The sequence below is a fragment of the Mycoplasma sp. 332 genome (assembly GCF_052378275.1).
Classification (GTDB): Bacteria; Bacillota_I; Bacilli_A; order Mycoplasmatales; family Metamycoplasmataceae; genus Metamycoplasma.
The window spans coordinates 763,540-788,710 of the sequence record NZ_CP198998.1; the positions used below are offsets into that span (position 1 = coordinate 763,540).

The following is a 25,171-nucleotide window of genomic DNA, read 5'->3' on the forward strand; positions in this document are numbered from 1 at the left end:
TATTATAGGAGTAAATATGCTTAATGATGAAGAAAAAAAACTAGATGAACTAAAAGTGAGCCAGGAAAAAAGCAAAGAGGAAACAATAGATGATTTTTATGCAGTTAGCGATGAAATTAAAAGAGTTTTTGATGACGAGCCAAAAGAAACAATAGATGATGAAGAGGAATATATTCCCCAAAATAATGAAAGCTATGTTGTCCAAAGTCAAATTCTAGATAGTGAAGTAAACGGACTAAGACCAGCTGATCTTGCAACGGTTATGAAGAGTTCGTTTCTTGAATATGCAATGAGTGTTATTGTTGCAAGGGCTTTACCTGATGCAAGGGATGGACTAAAGCCAGTTCATCGTAGAATATTATATGGTATGAGCGAATTAGGGATGTTTCATAATGTGCAACATAAAAAATCTGCTCGTATTGTTGGGGATGTGTTGGGTAAATATCACCCTCATGGTGATAGTTCAGTTTATGAAGCAATGGTTAGAATGGCTCAAGATTTTTCTTTGAGATATCCTTTAATTGATGGCCATGGTAATTTCGGTTCTATTGATGGCGATTCTGCTGCTGCTATGCGTTATACAGAAGCAAGGATGTCAAGGATTGCAGGCGCTATGGTTGATGGTATTAAGAAGAATACTGTTGATTTTATTGATAACTATGATGGGACAGAAAAAGAACCAGTGGTATTGCCTTCTAGATTTCCTAATTTATTAGTTTCCGGTTCATATGGTATTGCTGTTGGTATGGCAACAAGTATCCCACCTCATAATTTAAATGAGGTTATCGATGGTGTTTGTGCATTGGCAAAAAACCCTGATATTACAATAAGTGAATTAATGGAATATATTCAAGGGCCAGATTTTCCAACTGGGGGGATAATTTTTGACAAAGAAGGTTTAATACGTGCCTATGAAACAGGAGTTGGCCGTGTTACTATACGTTCAAAGGCAACTATTCAGGAATTGAGTAACGGCAAATCTAAAATTATTATTACAGAAATTCCATACGGTAAAAATAAAGCAAGCTTAATTGAAAGTATAAATCATTTAATTAAGGATAAAAAAATTGAAGGAATTTCCGATTTTCGTGATGAGTCAAACCGTGATGGTATAAGAATTGTAATCGAAATTAGGAAGGCATATGTCCCAGAAGTTATTTTGAATAAATTATTTAAATTAACAGAATTTCAAACTAGATTTTCATTTAATATGGTAGCTCTAGTTAATAATGAACCGCAAAAACTTAATTTAAAAACTGCTTTAGAAGTATATTTAAAACACCAAATTAATGTTCTTACAAGAAGATTGCAGTTTGATTTAGAAAAAGATTTAGCAAGAGCTCATATTTTGGAAGGCCTTAAAATTTGCGTTGAAAATATCGACCGTGTAATTGAAATTATAAAGAAATCAAAAACTGATGTAGAAGCACAAACAGAATTAAGTAATAAGTTTAATTTAAGCGAAATTCAAACCAAGGCCATTGTTGATATGAGACTCGGCAGATTAACTGGACTAGCTATTACTAAGATGAATGAAGAGCTGGCATTAGTTCACGAAAGAATTGGCGAATATCAAAGAATATTGGGCGATAAAAATGCTTTAATTGATCTAATAATAAAAGAGTTAAACGAAATCAAAGAAGCATATGGAGATAGCCGTAAAACACAAATTAATTGAGATGAAGCCTCTGATATTAATAATGAGGATTTGATTCCTAGAAAGGACGTTGTCATTACTGTTACTACAAATGGCTATTTAAAACGTTTAGATTTAGATGAGTACAAAGAACAAAACCGCGGTGGCGTTGGTGTTTCAACTGCTAAAACCTATCAAGACGATGATATTCAAGACATTCTGGTAGCTAATACACATACTGATTTATTGATATTTACTACTGGAGCTAAGGTTTATCGTGTAAGAGGATATGAAATCCCAGTGGGGACTAAGCAATCAAAAGGTACACCAATTATTAATATCATTGGTGCTTTAAGTAGTGATGAACGTGTTATAAAAATATTAAGTGTTGATGATAGCGACTATGATAAAAATAAATTCTTAGTAACTGTAACTAAGAAGGGAATTATTAAAAAATCACATTTATCATTATATAAATTAATTAATCGAAATGGAAAACTAGCATTTGGATTGCGGGATGGAGATAGTCTTGTCGAGGCACTAGTTGCGGCTGATAATGAGGATATCTTTATAGCAGCCAATAATTCAAAATTATCACGTTTTGAGGTGGCTGATATTAATTCAAAAGGTAGATTAGCAGCTGGTGTTGTGGGAATAAAATTAGGAGAAAATGAAAAGGTAGTTTCTGCTTCGACCTCGAGCGAGGGAAATTATATTTTTAGCCTTGGTGCAAGTGGATATGGAAAATTAAGCCTTGTTGATTCATTTAGAAAAACAAAAAGAAATTCAAAGGGTGTTTTAGCTTTAAATGAAGGAAAAGCTGGCGAACTTGCTTATTCAGCAACTGTAAAAGGAACTGAGGATATAATTGTTATAACCGACGAGGGTGTTACAATTAGATTTTCACTAAAAGCCGTAAGTATTACTGGAAGAAATGCAAAAGGAGTTAAATTAATCGATCTAAAGAAGAGAAATTCTTCTATTGTTGCAGTGGCAAAAGTAATTAACGAAACAGGCGAGGAAAATGAAACACGTCAATTGACTGATACTGAATTAAAAGATATTACCAGTGATGTTGATCTTGATATTCAAAATGAAGAAAAGACCAATAATAATGAATAAAAATTGTTTAAATAAAAAATATAATATTAAATTAGTTAGTCAAAATATTATAAAATATTAGATGTATTTAAACCAAGCACAAAATAAATCTTTTGTTGTTATATATTAAATACGCATAGTTGCAAGTAAAAGTCCATTTTAGGACTTTTTTATTACTTTTTTAGTGCTTTTATAATGCCTATGTTAATTATGCTATAATTTCACTATAAAATGAATAAATCAATCAGATTAAGAATTAAAATCAATAAAATCTAAGGGATAAAAAGGCCACTTTTTTGTGGCCTTTTCTTTTAAATTTACGGAGGAACTTTATGTCTAAAAATAGGAGAATTTTATTATCAATAGGGTTAATTTCACCATTAATTACCATTCCTGTGATATCAATTTCATGCAGTCAGGATGCAAAAAAAGATTTAAAAAAAATTAAGAATTTATTAAAAACTTCTGTTGAGGAAACAAACAGAATCTTTAGTGCAAATAAGGCATCGTTAGCTTTTAGCTTCGAAGAAGAGGAAGTTTATCAAAAGGCTATAGATAAAGCTATGGACATCCTAAAAAATAGTAGTGATTTAATTATGATAGAATCTACTACTAACCATATGGAAATAGCAAAAAATGAAATGGAATCTAAAATTGCTAATTTGTCAAAAAAATCTGATCAAGAGTTGCTTAAATTAGCGGAATCGTATACAAGATTTAGTTATCCAAGTATAGAAAATACTACATTAGCGCAAGCTGATTTGAGCAAAATTATTAAGATTTTGCCTAAGACTTTTGAATTTAGTCAATACAAGGCTGTTAAAAACGAAGAAACTAATGACATTACCTTTATATATCGACTACAAAAGAAAAATACCAATATAAGACATGAAAAAAATAAATTTTTCATTCTAACTGGATGAAAAAAAGGTATGAATCAAATAAACAAAGAATTAGAAGAAAAAACAAAATTAGATGAGAACCTTACAAAGTTAAAGATAAGATTTAATAATGAAAAGGCTTATCAAAATGTACTTACGAATGTATCAATTAATAATTTTGAAAATAAGCCTAACTTTGTTGTTTCGGAATATGATAAAAATTTGTATAATTTTGAACTTTCTAATCTAGTTAAGGTATCTGATAATGAATATAAAATTGATATTCTATTATATTCAAATACAGACAAAAAAATAAGTAAAAAGATAACCAAAACAATTGATAAAGAAAGATATGCGCATCCTTCTTCTATTAATCCTCATAATTTAACACAAGAAAAGCAAAAAGAATTTTTAGTTGCACAACTTAAGAATGTTCTTGTTTATCCTTATTATTCAAAAGATAAAACATTTATCGAAAAGGGTGATTATGCAAAATTAACTAATAAATCTTATTGATTAACAACAAAGAATCATCAATTACAATATGTTTTTAAAGATATAAAAGAAGAAAACGATATTAAAAAAATAACTATCGAAGTTTCCTTTGCTGATTGAAGCAAAAGCCCTATGATATCATATGACGTGCAATTTGATTTGAATAAATTAGGCATTGAAGAATTAAATAATATAAGAAAGCAAAAAGGCCAAGAACCTCTTGAAGATATCCAAGCTCCAACTAATACCATTGAAAATAAACAATATAAACAAATAAAATTAGTTGATTTTCAGGAAACACCTTCTGATGAATATCTAACTAGTGATAATGGTTTTAAAAGAATTCATGATAAGGCTTTGAAGAATCTTAAATCAAAAGAATTAGTTTTAATAAATAATGAAATTAAAGAAAAAATTTTAAAAGATGGTGAAAAATTTATAGCAGCCCAACATTTTGAATTTAACAAAAAAACTTATCAAATTGATTCAGAATTATTCTTTTACAATTACACCCAAACCTTTATTAATACACAAAATGTTCTAATATTTTCAAAGCCAGTTATTGAAAACAAAAAAATTAAATCAATAAAAGTAAGTTTGGGTAGCTTGTCTGATGTTCTGAATAAGGATTATGCAAGAATAAGCTCAACAAGAGTTCAAATTAACGATGAAAAAACAGCAGAAGAGGATATCAAAAGACTTCAATTAACCGAAGAAATAAAAGCAAGAGGTTTTGATAAAAAACTTAAATATAATGGTAGTTTTACCAAGGAAAATTTTAACCTTGACAATTTAGTTTACGAAATAAATGTACCTGAAGGATTTGAAATAATTAAACCTACAAAATTCGAGGTTAAGACCAAAAAGTCTAAGACAAAAATTTCTGTAATTGTTCGATACAAAAAAAATAATGTTGAATCCTTTGCTTTTGTTACTGTATTTGAAGTTAATTAGCATAAATTTTATTGGAAATAAGTAATTTAAAAATTTATATAAATAAAATTCTAGGTTTTTACTACCTAGATTTTTATTTATAGTTTATAAACACGAAAGTAAAAAAAGTCTTAATTTTGAGCCGTGTTGATTTTTATTAGAGACTAGAAACTATTTTTTGCAATATGTTAAAAAACACTTATTTTTTTAGATACATAATTAATTTTGTTTCTAATTATTCTAATAATTGGATAAACTGCAAATATAGCAAATGTATAAATTGGTATTTCAACTAAACTCTTAAATATGATAGGTACCATAAAGAAGAAGTAATATTCACTATGTTTTCATGTCCCGCTTCGGAAACGGTTATGATAGTTAATGTATGCATACGGACCTCATAATCATCTAGTTATGATTAGTATTCCAAATACAGTTAATAAAATATTGAATAATAGAAACATTGCATATTTAACGTGGACATTTCTTGTTACTAAATATGTTATTAAGAATGCTTCCGATATTATTCATATAGATGCTATTCCAAATGTAGATATGCCTATAACAGCGTTGATTGATAGTTTTCTTTTTCTTTTTAGAGACCCCTCACTAATTGGTAGGGAATTATATTCTTTTAGTAGGATTAAAATAAAAATTGTTGTAATAATGGTTAGAAAAATAAAACCAATTGCTCATGTTGCAGTTTCGTTTTTTTTATTTAATCCTCTCATAAAATATCCAGCAAGAAAAGCTATTAAAATAGGGACAATCGCATACTCAGGCATCCATGTTGATATTCCAAAGATCAGTTGATTAATCGTATCACATAATAAACCAATAATTGCCCCTTTTCAAGGCCCAAGCGCAAGACCAAAAATAATAAAAACTGCATATGTTATTGAAATGTTAAAAGCACCAATAAATACAAATTTTTCTATGGCTGCGGACACCATATATAATGATAATAATAGACCAAAAAGTGCTATTTCAAAAATTGAAAACCGATAGGTTTTAGTTTTGATATTTCTATGTATATCTTGAACTCAATTTATAAAGAAAGCACATACCCCCTTAATCACGATTTTTAAGATTAATTAATTATAGCAAATCAAATATAGAAATTAAGCTAATAAATTATAAATATGTATTTGCTGACTATAATTTGAATTATAAAAAGTAAACAAAATAATTATTGAATAATTTTTATAAAGAGCTAAATTTTGCTCATAATTTTAAATTATTTTAGGAAATTCGAATATTTGTACTATTTTTTAAATATTAAAATAATTGTAAATTTCATTTTTTAATGTCTAATATATGTTTTATATTAATTTTAAAATCATAATGGAGGACGGCATTGAAGAAATCAAGTAAAATTTTGCTAACCATAGCTAGTTTATCAATATCAACGGTAGCCGCTTGTTCAGTAATATCATGTAGTAATTTGAACCCTATACAATCAGAAGTGGATATAAATAAAAAGTTAAAAGAAGATGAGACTAAAAAACCTAAAATCAATAAAATAAAGGAATTGAAAGAAAAAGAATTGGAAGAGTCCAAAAAATGAAACATCTAATGGTAAAACCTTAACACCTCAAGGAGAACGAATAAAACAAGAAGAAGATTCAACTAAAAAAGAACAGGAAATTGATAATTCCCAAAATTTGGGAGAATTTAATGATGAAGAATCTTTAAAATCTAAAAACAATGATAAAAATGATCAAGTTAACGACAGCGAAGATATGGATGATAAAGAATTCGATCCAAATAACCCCGAAGATAGCGAAGAAGAACTTAGCGATTCTGAATCTATTGAAGATGTGAATGATAAAAATGATGGTGATGATCTAGGCGATCTAATTATTGAAGATAGTAATGAAGAAGGTGATTTTGAGGATGCTAAAACAGGAATTAGTGAACAAGATTCAGCAACACCAAATGTTGTCCCAAGGGTCGCAAAAATAGTAGAAGAGATCAAAGAAAATGAAGAAATGATTACGCAAAAAAAGTAATCAACTTCAAATTATTTCTAAATCAGAATTGAATGATTTAAATGAAATAATAGAGGACGCAAAAGAACAAATTGCTAATCTATCTGAAAATAAGGCAGATGTTGATAATGCTAGCGAATATGAAGCATTAATAAAGGAATATGAAGATTTAAAAACAAAGAACGAACAAAGAAAAACAAAAGTCGAAGAATTATTAAACTACAAGCCAGATAAGTCTGAATTTCCTAGTCAAATAGCTGAATTGGAACAAGAAAAAACTGATGCTAATACTCAAGTCGAACAAATTAAAATGGATTTACAAGAAAAAATAATCGATAAGAAAAATGCGGAAGAATTAATTAAAATTTTTGAAAAAAATGAAATAGAAATAGATGAGAGAATAGATTTATATAAACGTTTATCGGTAGCTAATTTGGTAATTAAGTATATTGATAATCAAATAGAGGGCCTAATGAAGAATAAAACAATTAGTTCCACAAATGATGATAGTAATGAAACATTATCCATGGAATTGAAGCAAAAGAAGGATAATCTTTATAGATTAAGAGAGAAAATAAAAGATCTAATTGCGAAGGTATTTCAGGAAGAAATAGAGATTTCTAAATATTTATAAGCAAAAAATATAAATATAGGCAAAATGATAATATAAGGTAGTTATATATACTATCCTATTTTTTTATCTTATTTTTTAATGCTTTTAGAACAAAACTAAAAAGCATATTTTATTATGACAAAAATAAATCTATTGTTTTTTGTTGAAAAATTTTCCAAAAAAAAAAAAAAAAAAATGGTTTAATTTTTTTTATCTAAAAATTGCATTAAGGAGATATTATGAAAAAATCTAACAAAATTTTATTAACATTAACTAGCATTTCCTTGCCTTTTATAGCAGCTGCAACTGTTATTTCATGTAGTACAAACAATGATAAAAAACCTAATGATTCTAAAATAGATGATCAAAAGAAACTAGATGATCCTAAAAAGAAGGAAGAAGGCAAAGAACAAGAAAAGAAACCAGAATCAGAAATTAAGAACCAACATAAAAATGGTGAAGGTAAAAATAAATCTGAAACCGGTAAAATAAATGATGCAGATGTCCCTTCATCTTTTGAATTGTTGGGATATGATAGAGAAGATGTTAAGCTAGAAGATTTTAATCGTCAAATTTTTGGAACACCAGATGTACCAAAAGATCATCAAACACCTCCAGCATATGAGTTATTAAACTTCGGCTCGTCAGATATAAGTTATGATGATTTTGATAGACAAATTAATGGATCAATGGTAGTTAATCCTAAAGCGCAAAAAATACAAAATGAAATTAAGGTTAATGAAGAAAAAATTGATAAAAAAACCGTTGAACTTGAAACTATTTCTAAATCAGAATTGAATGATTTGGAAGCAGTTATTGAGGATGCAGACGAGCAAATTGATAATTTAACTCAAAGCAAAGCCGACGATGCTGATAATGCTAAGGAATACGAAGCATTAATAAAGGAATATGAAGATTTAAAAACAAAGAGCAAACAAAAAAAAGAAGAATTATTCAATTATAAGGAAAATAACTCTAAGTTTTCTAATCAAATAGTCGAATTAGAACAAGAAAAAACCGACGCTGATTCCCAAATTGTTGAGTTAAGAAAACTATTAAATGATGATGATTTCAATAGTAAAAATATTAATGATTTAATCAAAGTCTTTGAAAAAAATAAACAAGAAATTGATAAAAGAATTAATATATATAAACGTCTTTCAATAGCTAATGCCATAGTAGAAGATATCAAAAAGGAAATAGAAAAATTAGAAAAATCTCCTAATAAAGATCCTGAAGATGAAGAATTAAAAACACAATTAAATAATAAAATGAAAACTTTAAATAAATTAAGTGAAGAAATTGAAGATTTAATTGCAAAGGTATTTCAAAAAGAAATAGAACTTGAACTAAATTTGTAGGTAGCACAAAAAAATTTTAATAAGATGATTTTGTAGTCATCTTATTTTTTATATTAATGGCTTAAACCAGTAGACTTAATTGATAAAACTAAGAATAACTTTTATTTATAAAAACAGAATTTTTTGATATTTTGTTGATAAATTTCACAAAAAAAAAAAAAAAAACTATGGTGTAATTTAGTAAATTAATAAACATTTTAAGGGGAAATTTATGAAAAAATCTAACAAAATTTTATTAACATTAGCAAGTATCTCAATACCTTTTATAACAGCTGCAACTGTTATTTCTTGCAGTTCAAATAATGATAATAAACCTAGCAATCCTAAAATAGATGATCAAAAGAAACCACAAGATCCTAAAAAGAAAGAAGAAGGCAAAGAACAAGAAAAGAAACCAGAAATTAAACATTTAGGAAAAACCCTTCCAGAAGGTAGAACAGAAGATGAGGACACTAAAGACACTGTTGTATCACCATCTCTCCCAGAAGTTACACCAGATCCAAAAGAAGATGAATTGCTAAGCAACTTGACAGACGAAGAAATAGAAGAAATGTTTAAATTAGAATCATTACAAAAAAGTTTACAAGAGATTGAAACACAAATCAAAGAAAAGGATTTGATTGAACTTTTTAATTCTCTTAAAGAAAAGGGTTTAATCAAAACACCTGATACTAAAAAAGATGATATAACACCAAAAATTAGTCCAGAAGCACAAGAAATACAAAATGAAATTAAGGTTAACGAAGATGAAATCGATAAAAAAATCGTCGAACTTGAAATTATTTCTAAATCAGAATTGAATGATTTAAAAGCAGCTATTGAAGATGCAGAAGAACAAATTGAGAATCTAACTCAAAGTAAGGTTGACGATCCTGATAATGCTCAGGAATACGAAGAATTAAAAAAAAGAATATGAAGATTTAAAAACAGAGAGTCAACAAAGAAAGCAAAAAGTTGAAGAATTATTAAACTACAAGGCAGATAAATCTGAGTTTCCTAATCAATTAGCAGAATTAGAGCAAGAAAGAACTGATGTGATTGCTCAAATTGAACAAATTAAAATGGATTTGCAAGAAGAAATAATTGATAAAAAAAATGCGGAAGAATTAATTAAAATTTTCGAAGAAAATAAGAGCGAAATAAATAAGAGAATAGATTTGTATAAGAAACTATCGGTGTCTAATTTGATAATTGAGGATATTGATAACCAAATAGCAGAATTGATGAAAAAATCTGATCCTTTAGCTAAAGAAAAACTAGAAAAATTGAATAAAAAGAAGGACCTTTTGTATAAATTAAGAAAGGAAATTAAAGAATTAATTGATAAAATTTCTCAAGAACAATTACAACTTGAAAAATACTTATAATGATTACTAAATTTAATAAGATGATTTAATAATCATCTTATTTTATTTTTTAATATTACTAAGATCTAATAAAAATAGAGTTTTACATTTCAGAAATAAATGAATAGAAAATTAAATTTTAATATTTTTAAATAAATAACAATTTTAATAAAGTAGATACACTTTGCAAAAAAAAAAAAAAAACTATGGTATATATTATATTGAAAAGCACATTAATTAAAAAGGGGAAAATATGAAAAGATCTAGTAGAATCTTGTTGTCACTAGCTAGTTTGTCTGTTCCATTTTTCACAACAATAGTTGTAATGTCGTGTAGTAAAGGCATAACTAATAAGCTAGAAAAAATGACTGATAAAAAAGACAAGCAAATTAGCGATGCGAAAGATTTAGGAAAAAATACCGATAGCCCAAAACCTGAAACTCCTGAGGGAACAATGCCGAATATCGAGGGTAATAATTCAAATGAAAATAGCCCCGAAACAAGCCCTGAAATAAAAAAACCAGATATACATGAAGATGAATCTAAAACGGATGAAAATGATGGTGATGATCCTAGTGATAAGGATTTTGATCCTAATAATCCCGATGCCAGTGATAGCGAAGAATCAGATGATTCTGGATCTAATCAAGATAATTCACAAGGCAATGATAATGAAGGCAATAATGAATCCAATAATGCAAATAAGGATGATGCGAAAGACATGATTAAGCCTAATCCTGAAGCAGAAAAATTAGAAAAGAAAATTAATGAAAATGAAAAAATAATTGATCAAAAGAGTCAAGAACTAAAAAATGTTATTAATCAGGAATTAGATGAATTAAATAACGAAATTAGTGAAGCGAATGAACAAATTAAAAATCTTAATGAAGAAAAAGAATTCGATAAGGAAAATGAATCTGTTTTTCAAGAGTTGATAAAAGAATTTGAGGAAATAAAAAAGAATGATGAACAAAGAAAATCAGAAGTTATTAAACTTTTAACTTATGATCCAAATTTTTCTGAATCTCGTCAGGAAATAATGGAACTTGAAGATGAAAAAGAAAATATAGATACACAAATCATGCAACTTATGGAATTAAAGAAAGAGGAACAAAATAATTCCTTTGATATTGATAATTTAGTTAAGACATTTGAAGAATATAAGAAACAAATAGATAAAAGAATAGAGCTTTTTAAGGATTTATCGCTTGCTAATTCTGTCATAATGAATATTGATGACCAATTAGAACAAATAATGACAAAAAACAGTCAAAATAGCGAAGATATGGAGCTAAGTTTAGAATTAAATAATAGAAAAACTAAACTTACTACTTTAAGAGAACAAATAAAAGATTTACTTGCCAATATTTTTCAACAAGAAGAACAATTATCTTTAATTCAATAAATAGCACCAATAGTAAAAATATAGTTCATAAGAAAATCATCATTTTCAAGGAGGTTTTTCCAAATTGAAGCATAAAAAATCAACATTATTTACTTTTGAGATTATATCAGTAATTTCTATACCAGCAATTGTTTTGTCATGTCAAAAAATGGATGACATAAAACCAAAACCTCAACCTGAACCAGAACCAGTACCAAAACCTACTCCTGTCCCACCTGATCTAAAGCCAGCTCCGCCTCATAAACCACGAAAAACATTGGGTAATGATAGGACACAGCAAATCAAAGGAACAGAACTGGGCAAATTTTTACACAACGAGGAGGTTGTGGAATCTCTGTTTTTAAAGGATGTAAGTCCTAACTTTGCAAAATTTATTCACTATGTTAATCAAAAAGATGGTGTTGATAGCTGATGGTATGCTCATAATGATAATGAAGAAGGATGATTTGATATCAATAAGGAATTTACTCGTGGCGATAACTTTTTATGTGGTGCTATTGTAGTGGTTAATGCTTTACATTATTGAATTAAACAAAATAGGCAATATTTAGATAAATATTTACTAGATCCTAGAAAGGGAGTAATTTCATTTAAAAACTCATTGCAGGATATTACAATTGATTTTCGCAACTTGAATACCTTTGTTAATCATATGGGAAATGATGGAATTCGAACTACAAGAGAAAATAGCGTACTTTTTGAATGAATTAAAAAAGATTATGGTGGTAATGTTGATAAAAGAACTGGGAAGGGCTTTGTTACACCATTTAAATTATTTGATGAATTAATAAATGGTTATCCGTACTTTCGCATCGGACCGAAATCGCAACAGTTAAATAATCCAAATAATTGGAGTCTTAAAGCTAACTGAAAAGGATTTTTTAAAGATGTGTTTGAAAGTAATATTTTATCAAATAGATGGTCATTTAGAAATGCGCATAGTGCAAAGAATCTAAGCGAAAGATTAAGAAATGAAATAATATCAAATAAGGCACTTGCTATCTCTCATACCTATGGTTCAGTTGTTGTTAATCATATTGTTAATGTTTGGGGAGCTGATTTTGATAAAGACGGGATAGTTAAGGCCCTTTATGTAACTGACTCAGATGATCAGGAAGCCTTCTTTGAACAAGACGGAATCAAAAAACGTCTTGGTATTAAGAGATACAAGGTGAATTTTGATACTCAAAAAGGGAAAGTTTTTATCGGTGCTAAAAAAGAAAATATAGCTGAGGCATTAGATATTTACACTTTTAGTTTAGGAACCACATATTGAGAGCAATACTTTAAGAATTTATCTAAAAATAAGCAATAAAAATTTGGGTTATTAATAAAAACCCGAATTTTTTTCTATGCTTCAAAATGCTTTTTGAGTAAATTTTTTTCAAAAGATGCAAAAAAAAAAAAAAAAACTATGGTATAAATTATATTGAATGGAGCAACAAACATCGGCTCGTTTATTATGTTTTTTGCTTTGTTAAACTAATTTTAAATGAGGTATTCAATATTGAGCAAAAGGAAGTTGTTTTTATTAACTTTAGGCATTATTCCGACTTTATCTATGTCGTCTGTTGTTTTATCATGTCAAAATAGAAATGTTATGGAGCCATCCCCTAAACCAGATTCTGAACAACCACATAATAATACACATATGCATAATCCTAATGAAAATAATGTTGAGGAAAGAATCAATGATTCAAAACCTTTAACTCCTCCGCATAAAAAGAAAAAAGAAGAAAAAAATCCGCAAATTATCCCGGATCCAACTATTAAAAATAAAGGCAACAATACTAATGTTATTCCGCAAATTAAATTAGGTCCCTCTATAAAAAAGAATAAAGAAAATAATATAATTCCACAAATACCACTCGGACCATCGATTAATAATAAAGCAGATGAACCAAAGAAAATTCCGCAGTTAGAATTAATTCCTGCCCCAAAGTCAGAAGTCCCAAATTTACCAAAAATTCCTTCACCAAACGATAAAACACAACAACTATTGAATACTCCGTTAGGTGATTTTCTAAAAAGTGAAGGTGCAGTTGAAACTTTATTTTTAAAGGGTGTAAATCCTAATTTTAGTAAATTTTTCCATCATATTAACGCAAGCGACGATATCGACAGTTGATGATATGCTCATAATGATAATGAAGAAGGATGATTTGATATCAATAAAGATTTTGACCGTGGTGATAATTTACTTTGTGCTGCAGTAGTTGCAGCAAATGCTATTCACTATTGAAGCATACAAAACAAGGACTATATTAATAAGTATTTAAATGATCCACAAAAAGGAATAATAGGAAAAAATAATGAAATAGATTTTCGCGAAATTAATAAGTTTCTTGAGGCTAATAATGATAATATAAAAACAAAAACAGAACATAGTCAATTATTTGAAATTTTTAAGAAACTTTATGTCGGGCGCACTGTTTGGCCAGATAAAATTTTTGATACTTATATAAATGGTTATGGTTATTCTAATAGGCAACAACGCAACCAAGAAATTAATTATGAAAAAGGTAAATCTGGATTTCTTGGGTTCTTTAAGGACGTTTTTGGTAAACACTTATTAACGGACCGTTGACATTTTGGTTATGGCGCCTACGCAAAACCACTCTCAGATAGACTTAGACGAGAAATTGAAGCTAATAAGGCTATTGGTATATCTCATACATATGGTAGCGTTTCAATTAATCACATTATAAATGTTTGAGGAGCTGATTTTGATAAAGATGGGATAATAAAGGCTCTTTATGTAACTGATTCAGACGATCCGAGATTTGCATTTGAACAGGAAGGTGTTAGAAAACGTCTTGGTATTAAAAGATATAGAGTTGATTTTAACGCTGCCGATGGAAAGGTATATATTGGAGCAAGAAAAGAAAATATAACGCAAGCACTAGATATATATAGTTTTGGGTTAGGCGTTAACTATTGGGAAGATTATTTTAATAATCAATCTAAAAATAAGTCATAAAAAAATTCAGATTAAAAGGATCTGAATTTTTTTATTATTTTGGTATCGTAGATAATTTTGTGTAATTACTATTCTCAAATCACTTACTAAAAAGTAAGCCAGAGATTAATTTACACAAAATTTTTTTATAATACCCCTATTTATGTTATTTTGATACTAGTTCTGATATTGTTTTAACCATTGCAAACATTGGTTTTTCATTAATATCACATGTCCCTGCTATATCAAAGTGTATATATTCTATATCGTTGGTAAATTCTTTTAAAAACATCGCCGCTGAAGAAGAACCAGCATTTCCGGTAAAATCTGTATTTTTTAGATCCGCAACAATTGAACCTTTAATATATTCAGCATATTCATCATCAAGTGGCATTCTTCACACTAATTCATGTTGAATTTTTGCGGCATTTTTTGTATCTTCTCAACCCTTTTTAGTTGTTGATCATACCCCGGTGTATGTGTCACCTAAAGCCATAATCATTGCTCCAGTTAAGGTCGCAACGTCAATTAATCTTGTAGCTTTTAGTTTTGTTGCACCATAGTATAAACCATCGGCCATAACTAAACGACCTTCGGCATCAGTATTATTTACCTCAACAGTCTTTCCGCTCATTGAAGTTCAAACTGAATCAGGAAGTGAGGCGTCACCATTAACTCTATTATCGGTAATGCACATGATAGCTGCTACATTAGTTTTTGGTTTAGTTTGAGCAATTATTTTCATAACGGCAGCTACAACAGCAGATCCGCCCATATCATATTTCATTCCATTCATATGGCGACCGGTTTTAATATTGTAACCACCCGAGTCGAATGTAATACCTTTACCAACCAAAACGGTTTTTTCTTTTGATAATTCGTTACCATTATATTCTATAATAACAACACGTGGCTCGTAAATTGAACCTCTATTAACTGATAGTAGCAGACCCATGTTTAGATTTTCAATTTGTTTTTTGTTTAAAACTGTTATCTTTAGATTTTGATATTGGCTTAGTTCCTCTTGTGCAATTATTGCTAGTTGTTCAGAGTTTAGTTCATTAGGAGGCGTAACGCCTAAATTTCTTGCTCAATTTAGTGCTTCAGATAGAATCACCGCCTTGTTAAAGTGGGCTATTAAATCGCTTGTAGGATTTTGCAAATATAGTGAAAGATTGTTATGATTTTCTTTTTTATAGATGGTTTTTTTATTATAAAGTTTGGCTGCTGAAAAATTTATTCCTTTTGTAAATGCATCAACAGTGTCATAGATACATATTTTGTTATCAACAGGAAATGTAGCGACATCGATTTGATAATTTCTTGCAGCATTTGTAGCTAATGATTTAGCAAAATCAAAAATATTATTATAATTGATTTTTTCTCTTTCTCCCATGTAAACATAAGCAACATTTTCGCTAAGAAATTCTGTAATTGTAAAATCCTTTTCGACAAGATTTTTTGGTAATTTATCACCCTTAAAGACTGCTTTTAACAATAGAAAATCATTACGTTTTTCATCAATTTTTTTAATTAGTTCCATAGTTTTAAATTACCTTTCTATTTTTGCTTTTCAGCTAGTTCAACTAATGTTGAAACTAGGATCCCCAAGCCCATATTTTTTGCATCAGCAGTTCCGGCAACATCACAGTGAATAAAATCAACTTTGTTTGCAAATTCATTTAAAAACATCGCAGCAGAATTGGAATCAGCCTTTGATGAATTATTGTAATTATTTAAATCAGCAATTAGTGATGACTTATTGGTTTTATGAAATTCTTCATGCATTGGAAGTCTTCAAACTTTTTCATGAGCTATCTCTGCTGCTTCCTCAAATTCTTCTCATCTTTTGTCACATGAAGAATAAATACCTGAGTATGTTTTTCCTAGTGCCCTTAACATTGCACCAGTTAGAGTTGCTACATCAACAATCAAAGAAGCATTTAGCTTTGTGGCACCATAGTAAATTCCGTCAGCTAAAACTAAGCGTCCTTCAGCATCTGTATCAGTAATTTCGACAGTCTTTCCACTCATTGATTTAATAACAGATTCAGGTAGAGTTCCATGGGTATCGATAGCATTATCGGTTAGCATCATGATTGCAGCTACATTTGCTTTTATTTTTAGCTGTGCAATTGATTTTAGCGCGTAGGCTACGATGGCAGAACCTGACATATCAAATTTCATCCCATCCATATGGTAACCTTTGGTGTTATATCCACCTGTATCAAAGGTTATACCTTTACCAACATAGACAAATTTTTCTTTGCTATTTGGATTTCCGTTGTATTCGGCAATAACAACTCTTGGCTCATATGAAGAACCAGCATTAACAGCTAACATTAGACCCATTCCTAGTTCTTCAATTTCAGCCTTATTTAATACTTTAATCGATAATCCTTCAACTTCTTCGAAATCCTTTTTAACTTCATCAGCGATTCACTCACTTGTCGCTATGTTAGGTGGTGTGATTTGCAGATTACGTGTTTTTGAAACATTTTTGGAAATTATCGTTAATTTTTCAATATATTCAGCATAACTATTTTCTTCAAGAAAAAGTGTTAGTTTAATTTCGTTTTTTTCTTCTTCATTCTTATTTTCACATTTTTGTTTAGCAGAATATAATTTTGCTCCGTGAAATTCCATTCTTGTTATAAACGCTCTTAAAACTTCCTTAACAGTCAAAAAAGGAAGATTTGCAAATGATAAAACATCAATCTGATAACTTCTACGTTTTACATTGATAATATGATCAACCACTTTTATAAAACCGTAGTAATCCTTAATGTCTTTTGAAACATAAATATAAGCAATATTTTTATCAAAGTTTTCGCTAATAAACAAATGAGTTTTTGCTACGCAAGAACAAAATTCTTGTCCCTCATAAGCAACTTTTAATAACATATTTTCATTACGTTTTGTTTCGCAATTCGATATCATAAAGTCTCCTTATTAATAAAAAAATACTATTTACATAATAGTATTCTTAAATTATAATCATTTTTAGTTTAAATATATTATTTTGTACTTCAATCAATTTCATTCTTTCCTAGCGATATAAGTTTTTCATTTATTCTTTTAAATATATTACTATTAAAGAAACCCCGCCAACAAGATAGGGGCGAAGGATGTGCCGTTTTAAATATATATTCTTCCTTAATATTTAGAGTTTTAATAAAGTTTTGAGCATCGATTCCCATGGCTAGAAATAAAATCCCATCATAATATGAAAGAATTTCTCTTATAAGATTTAAGTTAAATATTTCTCAACCTTGATTTTTGTGAGCTTGTGTTTTGTTTTTGAGTGTTGTTAATATTGTATTTAATAATAAGACGCCTTGATTTTTTCAATTTGTAAGATCATTGCTATTAAATTTAATTTGAGGATAGGAATTTTTGATTTCCTTAAAAATATTTTTCAAGGACGCAGGCGTTATTTTATTTTTTGAAGAAAAACAAAGGCCGTCGGCATTATCATTTGTAGGATAAGGGTCCTGTCCTAAAATAATGAGTTTTATATTACTAAAATCAAAATTTGTAAAAGCGTTAAAAACATTATTTTTTGATGGTACTAGATCTTCATTTTTTAATATAATTTCAATCTTTTTTCAATATTCTTGTTCTTTTTGCTTAGCAAGAAAATTTTCAAAATTAAAATTCATGTTTAACTTTTTTCTTGCCTTCATATTGGTATTCAATTAGATATAAATAACCATCTGAAAACTTTATTTTTATCGGTGTTTGGATTTTGTTTTTTGTCGCGCGATAAATTTTTAACCTTTTATTATTAATAATTATGAAAGCGCCTGGCTGATCATTGAATGCCCTTATTTTATTTAGTGCTTCTTGACAGGTTAATGTTTCAAAAATTTCAGCTTCCTCATTTTGAATTTTAGGAGCAAATGTTACTAGATTTTCATCTTGAATTTTTCTTGTGAAATCATTATTGTAAATTTGTTGCAACCAATTACCAATTACTTTTGAAGTTTCTAAGCCTAGTCTATCAAATAGTTCAATAGCGCTGTCTTGTTCTGATATTTCAATTTCTAATGTTTTCAAGATATCACCTGCATCCATTTTATCAATCATTTCAATCAAAGAGATTCCGGCTTTATTATCATTGTTTAAAAGTGTATATTGTATTGGCGAAGCTCCACGGTATTTCTCTAATAAACTGCCATGAACATTTAAAGGTAGTTTATTTGGTAATTTTAAAATGCTGTTTGGAATAAATTGCCCGAATGATGCTGTGATAAAAAAGTCAAAGTCAATTGCTTTTAGTTCTTCATAGATATCTTTGATTTTTTCTGGTTGGTAGAGTTTAATATTGAATTCATTAGCAAGTTGCGCAATTGGGGTTTGTAATACATTTTTGTTTCTATCAAATTTTTTGTTTGGTTGGCTAATTAGACAAGAGACTTCAAAACGTTCATCTTTTATTAATGACTTAAATATTATTTTTGAAAATTCGGCGGTTCCAGCTAAAACTAATCTAATTTTTTTCATAAAAAAAATTATACTTGATATCTTAAATAAAAATAAAAGCTAACAAAAGTTAGCTTAATAGTTTTTAATTGTATAGTAATATTTTTTTGTTTCATTATTTTGGTTGATGCTAAAAAGTTCATATTGTAAATTGTTTATAAAATTTGATCTGTTATTTCGATATGTTGTGGTGCGGCGCTTATTATTTTTAAATCTAGCATAGAATTTTTTGCCGCTATTATTTCATACATTATCATTTAATAATGAAATAATTTCCTTATTATCCTTTTTATTCAGGTCATATGTGCCGTTGTTATCAAGGTCAACTCATAATTTAACATCAAACTTCTTATTTTTAAATTTCTTATTAAGAATATTCCTATCTATATTTTTAGCAAAATATGAAACATATTGATATTTGTCTTTAAATAACTTTGGATATACTCATGATTCATCATAGTAATCTTTTTGTTTGTTATCTTTGATATCGAAATAGTATATAGAATTTCAGACCTTTTTCGTTGTAAGGTTATAATTTTGCAATTTATAATCAATTTCCAGAGTATTATTGTTATCATTTAGGTCTACAAAAATTAGTTTAGATTTGATACGATTATTTTTCTTTTGTTCAATAATTTTTTGTGGTAATTCAAAATACCCGCCTAGATTAATATTCTTTGAATCGTTATTTTGAATATTATAATTTGCAAAACTTATAAGTTCTCCTCAGCCCATTAGGTCAACATAAGCTTTGAACAAGCCTTTATGGTGCGAGTTACCAACATTTGCAAATGGACGCTCATATTCATTTGTTCTAATATTATAAATACTTGAACGGAAGTTTTCTAGTTGGTCTTTAAAAACTCAATTGGATGCAAATGTAGCTAATTCATTTGAATTTGAAAAATTGCCTTTTCTCAAGATAGCGATATTTTTTAGGATATCATCACCAGCAGCATTAAAAATTAATTCACCAGTTCGATTGTTTTTTCGAAAATAAAAATAGTTTTCAAATTGGCTTCGATTAGAGTTATAAAACCAAGCATTTGGCCCTAGCGAAAGCTTAATTATTTCTCTTGGTACAAGCTCAGTAAATGAGAAAAGATATCTTATTGATTGCAAATTAGTTGGTTCAATAAAAGAAACATTTTGATATTTATTATTATTGAAATAAAACCTTCTAGAATCAAGGGGTTCATATTTTTTAGCCTCAAGAGGTGTTATTTTAACGTTTGCTATTCTAAAAAGTTCATTGGCACTATAAAACTTGTAAACTGGTAATTGGTCTTGGTCATGCAGAAAATCTTGACTATTTCTTAATAAAAGTTTATTATCTCTTGTGTTATCATAGTTTAAATTTTTACGAAATTCATTCAAAAATTTAGCATTATTTGTTTCTATATGATAATAGTTGTGATCACCCTCATATTCAATAAGATCACTATTTGCAAGTTCATCACCCCTTTTTATTGATTTATTATACATATTATCAATATGATGAGTGTATTCATGCATTAGAGTACCAAAAATAATTTCAATTCTTTTTTCTACTGGTTGATTCAAAAGTTTTAGATTGTTTTCAACTATTTTATTTACAAAGATGTACATTTCGCGATTTGCAGGAAAATAAGCTCCGTTAGTTCGATCTTCTTGCAATTCATCATTTGGCACATTTATATTGATTCTTTTAATTGCATTTATTTCCGGACCATAAAGTGCCCTTTGTTTAAACATTTTATTTAGTAAAAGCATTCCTTCTTTTCCTAGATAATAGACAGGTTCTCCGTTTGGTGTTCTAGCGATTGGTTTTTCGACAAAACTTAAATTTCCCACTTTAAAATTTGGATTAAGTTCTCTTGATGAATTACTTGTTTTTCTATTAAAAATAAGGGCATCATCACTTGTTCTTATCTCAAAAGGGATATTATCTTCGTTTAATGATGTTTTGCTTAAATCATTTTCTGAATTTCGCAGCGGAACAATCCCCTCATCAATAGCGCCACCATCTAATTTTTCAAAAACTGCTTTATAACCAAAATAACCAGCCGTGGCAATAAAACCTGCTGATATAGCAAAAATTGATAAACCTAGTAGAAATTTTTTTCCACTAGGTTTTTTCTTTTTTTCTTCTAACATAAGCCTCCAGTTTTTGAATATTATATTTTTTAAGGCATTTAATAAATCAATATTAAATATTTTACTCTTATTTTAAAGTTATTACATTAATTAGCGTGAAAAATGAGCCACCGATATTTTGAATTTGTTTAATTATACATTTTGCATAATTTCTAATAAAAAAATATAAAAAAATAGCTCTACTTTTAGGAATAGAATAATTTATTATAAAATTACAATTTTATTTATATCTCTTCTTATTTTTTCTAAATCTTCATTAATTGATCGCATTAAATCTATTTCTCTTTGTGAAATAAGACCAGTTTTAACAAAAGATTCTAAAATTTCTGTTTTTTTAGATAACATTTGATTGTAGTAATATCCGGCTTCTTGATGTTTCACAATTTTTTTAACCACCGATATTTCAAGAGGAAGCTTTTTACTATATGCTATTTTCTCATACATTTGAATGTCATTTTCATTTAATTCAAAAGCTTTATATCTTTTATTGTTTATGTGAAAATAGTATTGTTGATTTGCACCTATTATAAAAGTTGCATCATTTTTTGATGTGACTTTTATTTTTTGATTTTTTTCATTTTTAGGAATATATTTTTTATTTTTAAATGTTACAATTCCATTAAAAATTTGTCTTTTAATTGGCAAATCAAAATAAGCTTCAAGAGTTGCGCTGTTTGGTTTTCTAAATTCATTTTTTTCAGAATCGGTAATTGATTTTCTTGTTTTTATATCATTAAGCATTGCAATAATTTCGCATCTATATTTATTAGCGTCTTGGTTTGTTTTAATATTTCTATCTTTTAAAAATATCGGAATTCTATTATGTGCAATTCTCCAAAAACTTTCTATATGTGGTTTTTCATTAGATACTGATGTTGTTATAAATTCAGTACCTAATTTTGTGACTGCATCATACAAAATAGCGCTAGATTCAAGGTTATTATGAAAATTCATTCTATTATCGCTAATCATTACTTTTGGTATCCCATATTTATTAATCATATCTTGAATAATAATTTGATAACCTTTTACTGATTCGGCTTTTTCGTCAAAATAAAGTGATAAAACTTTTGAAGTTGAAACATCGATACATGCAACAATTGTTCATAAGGTTTGATCAACATAAAAATGAATAAATCCATCAAGTTCAACACATTCGCCCATATTTACTAATTTTCTTTTTGAGATTATGGTTGGTTTTGCAATCTTTTCTTTAGGCAAAATATTTGGCTTATAAGGTATATATTTTTTTACAAAAGTTTTTTGTCTTTTTATTGTATTTTTATGAGCAAAAGCACTTAGAAATCCGCTTTGCGTAAGTCTTCTTGTTAATTGACTATATGATATTTTTACATTAGCTATTCTCTCATAAAACAAACGGTAAGACATATATGAATTACAAGAACTATTTTTTGTTCCAGCAATTAATTTTTCACTTTCGTATTTTTTTCCATAATTGATAATTAAATCATTACTGTAAATCTTTTTTCTATCGCCTCATTGATTGCCATGTGCTAAGTTAACCTCTTTTTTGCATAATTTAGCATTTCTTAATTTTTGTTTTAATCTTTTTATGGTTGATATTGAACATTTTGCTTTTAAAGATAATTGCTTATTTGTTAAATTAGAATATGTAGTTATAACATCTAATTTTCGTTTTCTATTTAATTGAAAATAGTTTAATTCTATTTCATGCATAATAAGACCACCTATAACATTTTACTATATATGTTAGGTGGCCCATTTTTGTTGCAATTTAACGAATATTTTACTCTTATTTTAAAGTTATTATAATTATTAGTATGTTAAGAATTATAGCCGGAAAATACCGTTCAAGATTATTAAAACAACCTTCCTCTAAAACAACAAGGCCAACAACTGATAGAGCAAAAGAGGGCATTTTTTCTTCAATTCAATTTAATATTGAAGGTCGTGAGTTTCTAGATTTGTTTTCTGGATCTGGTTCATTTTGTCTTGAAGCCTTATCTCGTGGAGCAAAAAATGCCACATGTGTCGAAAAAGACTACGAAGCATATAAAATAATTATTGAGAATAAAAATAGTCTTAAAGAAAGCAATTTGTTAATTATTAATACTGACGCATTATCTTTTTTGTCCAAAAATAAGGATAAAAAATATGACTTTGTTTATTTAGACCCACCCTTTAGGGAAAAAGAATTGCTTGTTAAATGCATTGATATATTAACTTTAAATAATATGATAAATTCTAATGGAAAGATTATTATTGAAACTGATTGGAATAATTTCACATATAAAAATAATCATTATGAGGTAGTAAAACAAAAGAAGTATGGAAAAATTTTTATTTACTTTATTGAAAACATAAAGTAAATATTTTTTATATAATTAATTATTAATATAATTAATATTCTAATAGTACTTTAAATATTCTAAAATAAAAAAGATGAAGGAGAAAGCATGGAGAAAAAATTAATTATTTTTACCGGACCTTCTGGTGTTGGGAAGGGCACAATTGAAAAATATTTGTTTGATAATAAGGACTTAAAATTAAAATTATCGGTTTCAATTACTACCCGCGAGCCAAGAGAAGGTGAAGTTGATGGTATTCATTATTATTTTGTTCCAATTGATACATTTGAAACATTTATTAAGGAAGATAAGGTTTTAGAATATTCAAAGCATTTTGATAATTATTATGGAACACTAAATTCAGAAGTGGCAAATATTTGTGCCTCAGGAAAAATCCCATTTTTAGAAATCGAAACTAATGGTGCCTTGCAAATTATTAACAAGTATCGTAAAGAAGGTAGAGAAGGTGAAATATGTTCAATATTCTTAATGCCTCCATCATTAACAGAATTGGAAAGAAGAATTGAAAATAGAAATACTGAAACATATGACCTTATTTTAAAAAGATTAGATAAAGCAAGAGAAGAAATAATTCTTTCTTCGATTTTTCAACATGTTGTTATTAATAATTCAATTGAAGAAACCGCTAATAAAGTTAAGGAAATTATCAAACAAAATTTTTCTCACATTATTGATGTAAAACAAAAAGCAGAACCTGGTAGAAAGGCTTAAAAAAAGTAGAAAAATGAAATATGCTATTAAAACTGATAAAGGAAAATATCGTAACGAGAACCAGGATTGTGCATCAATCAGTTTTTTAAATAATTGAACATTAGCTATATTATGTGATGGGATGGGGGGTCATTTTGGTGGTGCCTTGTGCTCACAAAAAACAGTGGAATTACTAGTTAGCTATTTTCAAGAAAGTTTTAACGATAATATTCAATTTAATGATAGAAAAAATATAAATAAATGATTTAATACCACACTAAGCTATATTAAAAAATCACTTAAAGATATAGTTAATAGTAAAAATATTGTAAATTATCAAGATATGGGTACAACTTTAACGGCTGCCCTAGTTTTTAATTTAAACAAACAAACTTATGTATTTAATATTGGCGATTCTCGTACATATGCATATAATGGCTTATTACATCAAATAACTATTGATCAAAACGTTTTACATGAACTTGCAGAAATCAAAAAAATAGATATGGATATTGTTAAATTATTGCCTGATGCCAATAAGTTAGTTAGTTGTTTGGGACCTAATAAGAATATGAAATGTGATAGTTTTTTATTGAAGAGTAGTGAAGAAATTAAATATATTTTATTGACATCGGACGGAATACATGATTTTGTTGATAAACCAACAATTGAGCAAATCCTTTTAGATAAAAAACTTAACCTTGATAAAAAAGCTCAAAAATTAATTGATATTGCGAAGAAAAATCAATCAAGAGATAATTTAACAGCATTGATATTGGAGCTTTAAT

General features: G+C 28.0%; 21 protein-coding genes. 15 read left to right on the plus strand and 6 right to left on the minus strand.

Features of this window, described 5'->3' with window-relative positions:
* The first annotated feature begins 16 nt into the window (after positions 1–16).
* The 12 genes from gyrA (at position 17) to ACT1UH_RS03120 (ending at position 14,742) form a co-directional block, all read left to right on the plus strand.
* The gene (gene gyrA, locus ACT1UH_RS03065; RefSeq protein ID WP_444704946.1) at positions 17–2,758 is read left to right on the plus strand and encodes a DNA gyrase subunit A; all 2,742 of its coding nucleotides are present in this window, start codon (positions 17–19) and stop codon (positions 2,756–2,758) included.
* A gap of 311 nt (positions 2,759–3,069) precedes the next feature.
* Positions 3,070–5,067: a variable surface lipoprotein gene (locus ACT1UH_RS03070; protein WP_444704947.1), complete on the plus strand. Its 1,998-nt coding sequence runs from the start codon at positions 3,070–3,072 to the stop codon at positions 5,065–5,067.
* A gap of 360 nt (positions 5,068–5,427) precedes the next feature.
* On the plus strand, positions 5,428–6,054 hold the full coding sequence (locus ACT1UH_RS03075) for a hypothetical protein (RefSeq protein WP_438340546.1): 627 nt from the start codon (positions 5,428–5,430) through the stop codon (positions 6,052–6,054).
* A 349-nt stretch (positions 6,055–6,403) separates the two neighbouring features.
* The gene (locus ACT1UH_RS03080) at positions 6,404–6,622 is read left to right on the plus strand and encodes a hypothetical protein (RefSeq protein ID WP_444704948.1); all 219 of its coding nucleotides are present in this window, start codon (positions 6,404–6,406) and stop codon (positions 6,620–6,622) included.
* Between the two features lie 88 nt (positions 6,623–6,710).
* Positions 6,711–7,058: a hypothetical protein gene (locus ACT1UH_RS03085; protein ID WP_438340548.1), complete on the plus strand. Its 348-nt coding sequence runs from the start codon at positions 6,711–6,713 to the stop codon at positions 7,056–7,058.
* Complete coding sequence (locus ACT1UH_RS03090; protein WP_438340549.1) at positions 7,030–7,671, plus strand: hypothetical protein; 642 nt, start codon at positions 7,030–7,032, stop codon at positions 7,669–7,671. The genes ACT1UH_RS03085 and ACT1UH_RS03090 overlap by 29 nt, the downstream gene beginning before the upstream one ends.
* 218 nt (positions 7,672–7,889) lie before the next feature.
* The gene (locus tag ACT1UH_RS03095) at positions 7,890–9,011 is read left to right on the plus strand and encodes a hypothetical protein (RefSeq protein WP_444704949.1); all 1,122 of its coding nucleotides are present in this window, start codon (positions 7,890–7,892) and stop codon (positions 9,009–9,011) included.
* Between the two features lie 211 nt (positions 9,012–9,222).
* Positions 9,223–9,996: a hypothetical protein gene (locus ACT1UH_RS03100; protein WP_444704950.1), complete on the plus strand. Its 774-nt coding sequence runs from the start codon at positions 9,223–9,225 to the stop codon at positions 9,994–9,996.
* A gap of 49 nt (positions 9,997–10,045) precedes the next feature.
* Positions 10,046–10,378, plus strand: coding sequence for a hypothetical protein (locus ACT1UH_RS03105; protein WP_444704951.1), 333 nt, complete (start codon positions 10,046–10,048; stop codon positions 10,376–10,378).
* A gap of 232 nt (positions 10,379–10,610) precedes the next feature.
* Positions 10,611–11,762, plus strand: coding sequence for a hypothetical protein (locus ACT1UH_RS03110; protein WP_444704953.1), 1,152 nt, complete (start codon positions 10,611–10,613; stop codon positions 11,760–11,762).
* A gap of 64 nt (positions 11,763–11,826) precedes the next feature.
* Positions 11,827–13,077, plus strand: coding sequence for an IdeS/Mac family cysteine endopeptidase (locus ACT1UH_RS03115; protein WP_444704954.1), 1,251 nt, complete (start codon positions 11,827–11,829; stop codon positions 13,075–13,077).
* A 192-nt stretch (positions 13,078–13,269) separates the two neighbouring features.
* Positions 13,270–14,742 carry an IdeS/Mac family cysteine endopeptidase gene (locus ACT1UH_RS03120; RefSeq protein WP_444704955.1) on the plus strand — a complete coding sequence of 491 codons (1,473 nt, stop codon included), beginning with the start codon at positions 13,270–13,272 and terminating at the stop codon, positions 14,740–14,742.
* 145 nt (positions 14,743–14,887) lie between these two features.
* On the opposite strand, the gene ACT1UH_RS03125 is transcribed toward ACT1UH_RS03120, so the two are convergent.
* From ACT1UH_RS03125 to ACT1UH_RS03150, 6 genes are all read right to left on the minus strand, one after another.
* Positions 14,888–16,264 carry a M17 family metallopeptidase gene (locus ACT1UH_RS03125; protein ID WP_444704956.1) on the minus strand — a complete coding sequence of 459 codons (1,377 nt, stop codon included), beginning with the start codon at positions 16,262–16,264 and terminating at the stop codon, positions 14,888–14,890.
* Between the two features lie 17 nt (positions 16,265–16,281).
* Positions 16,282–17,661, minus strand: a complete 1,380-nt coding sequence (locus tag ACT1UH_RS03130; protein WP_444704957.1) for a M17 family metallopeptidase — start codon at positions 17,659–17,661, stop codon at positions 16,282–16,284.
* Between the two features lie 77 nt (positions 17,662–17,738).
* Positions 17,739–18,407, minus strand: coding sequence for a uracil-DNA glycosylase (locus tag ACT1UH_RS03135; protein ID WP_444704958.1), 669 nt, complete (start codon positions 18,405–18,407; stop codon positions 17,739–17,741).
* Positions 18,373–19,227, minus strand: coding sequence for a methionyl-tRNA formyltransferase (locus tag ACT1UH_RS03140; RefSeq protein WP_444704959.1), 855 nt, complete (start codon positions 19,225–19,227; stop codon positions 18,373–18,375). Before ACT1UH_RS03140 ends, ACT1UH_RS03135 begins: the two co-directional genes overlap by 35 nt.
* 54 nt (positions 19,228–19,281) lie before the next feature.
* Positions 19,282–21,342, minus strand: coding sequence for an MYPU_1760 family metalloprotease (locus tag ACT1UH_RS03145; RefSeq protein ID WP_444704960.1), 2,061 nt, complete (start codon positions 21,340–21,342; stop codon positions 19,282–19,284).
* 204 nt (positions 21,343–21,546) lie between these two features.
* Positions 21,547–23,040 carry a hypothetical protein gene (locus ACT1UH_RS03150; protein WP_444704961.1) on the minus strand — a complete coding sequence of 498 codons (1,494 nt, stop codon included), beginning with the start codon at positions 23,038–23,040 and terminating at the stop codon, positions 21,547–21,549.
* 104 nt (positions 23,041–23,144) lie between these two features.
* Between ACT1UH_RS03150 and rsmD the strand changes: the two genes are divergently transcribed.
* From rsmD to ACT1UH_RS03165, 3 genes are all read left to right on the plus strand, one after another.
* Positions 23,145–23,693: a 16S rRNA (guanine(966)-N(2))-methyltransferase RsmD gene (gene rsmD / locus ACT1UH_RS03155; RefSeq protein ID WP_438340562.1), complete on the plus strand. Its 549-nt coding sequence runs from the start codon at positions 23,145–23,147 to the stop codon at positions 23,691–23,693.
* 87 nt (positions 23,694–23,780) lie between these two features.
* A complete protein-coding gene (gene gmk, locus ACT1UH_RS03160; RefSeq protein WP_438340563.1) occupies positions 23,781–24,404 on the plus strand; it encodes a guanylate kinase in 624 nt (207 codons plus the stop codon).
* A 13-nt stretch (positions 24,405–24,417) separates the two neighbouring features.
* Positions 24,418–25,170 (plus strand): PP2C family protein-serine/threonine phosphatase, encoded by a 753-nt coding sequence (locus ACT1UH_RS03165; protein WP_444704962.1) that lies wholly within the window; start codon positions 24,418–24,420, stop codon positions 25,168–25,170.
* Position 25,171 lies beyond the last annotated feature (1 nt).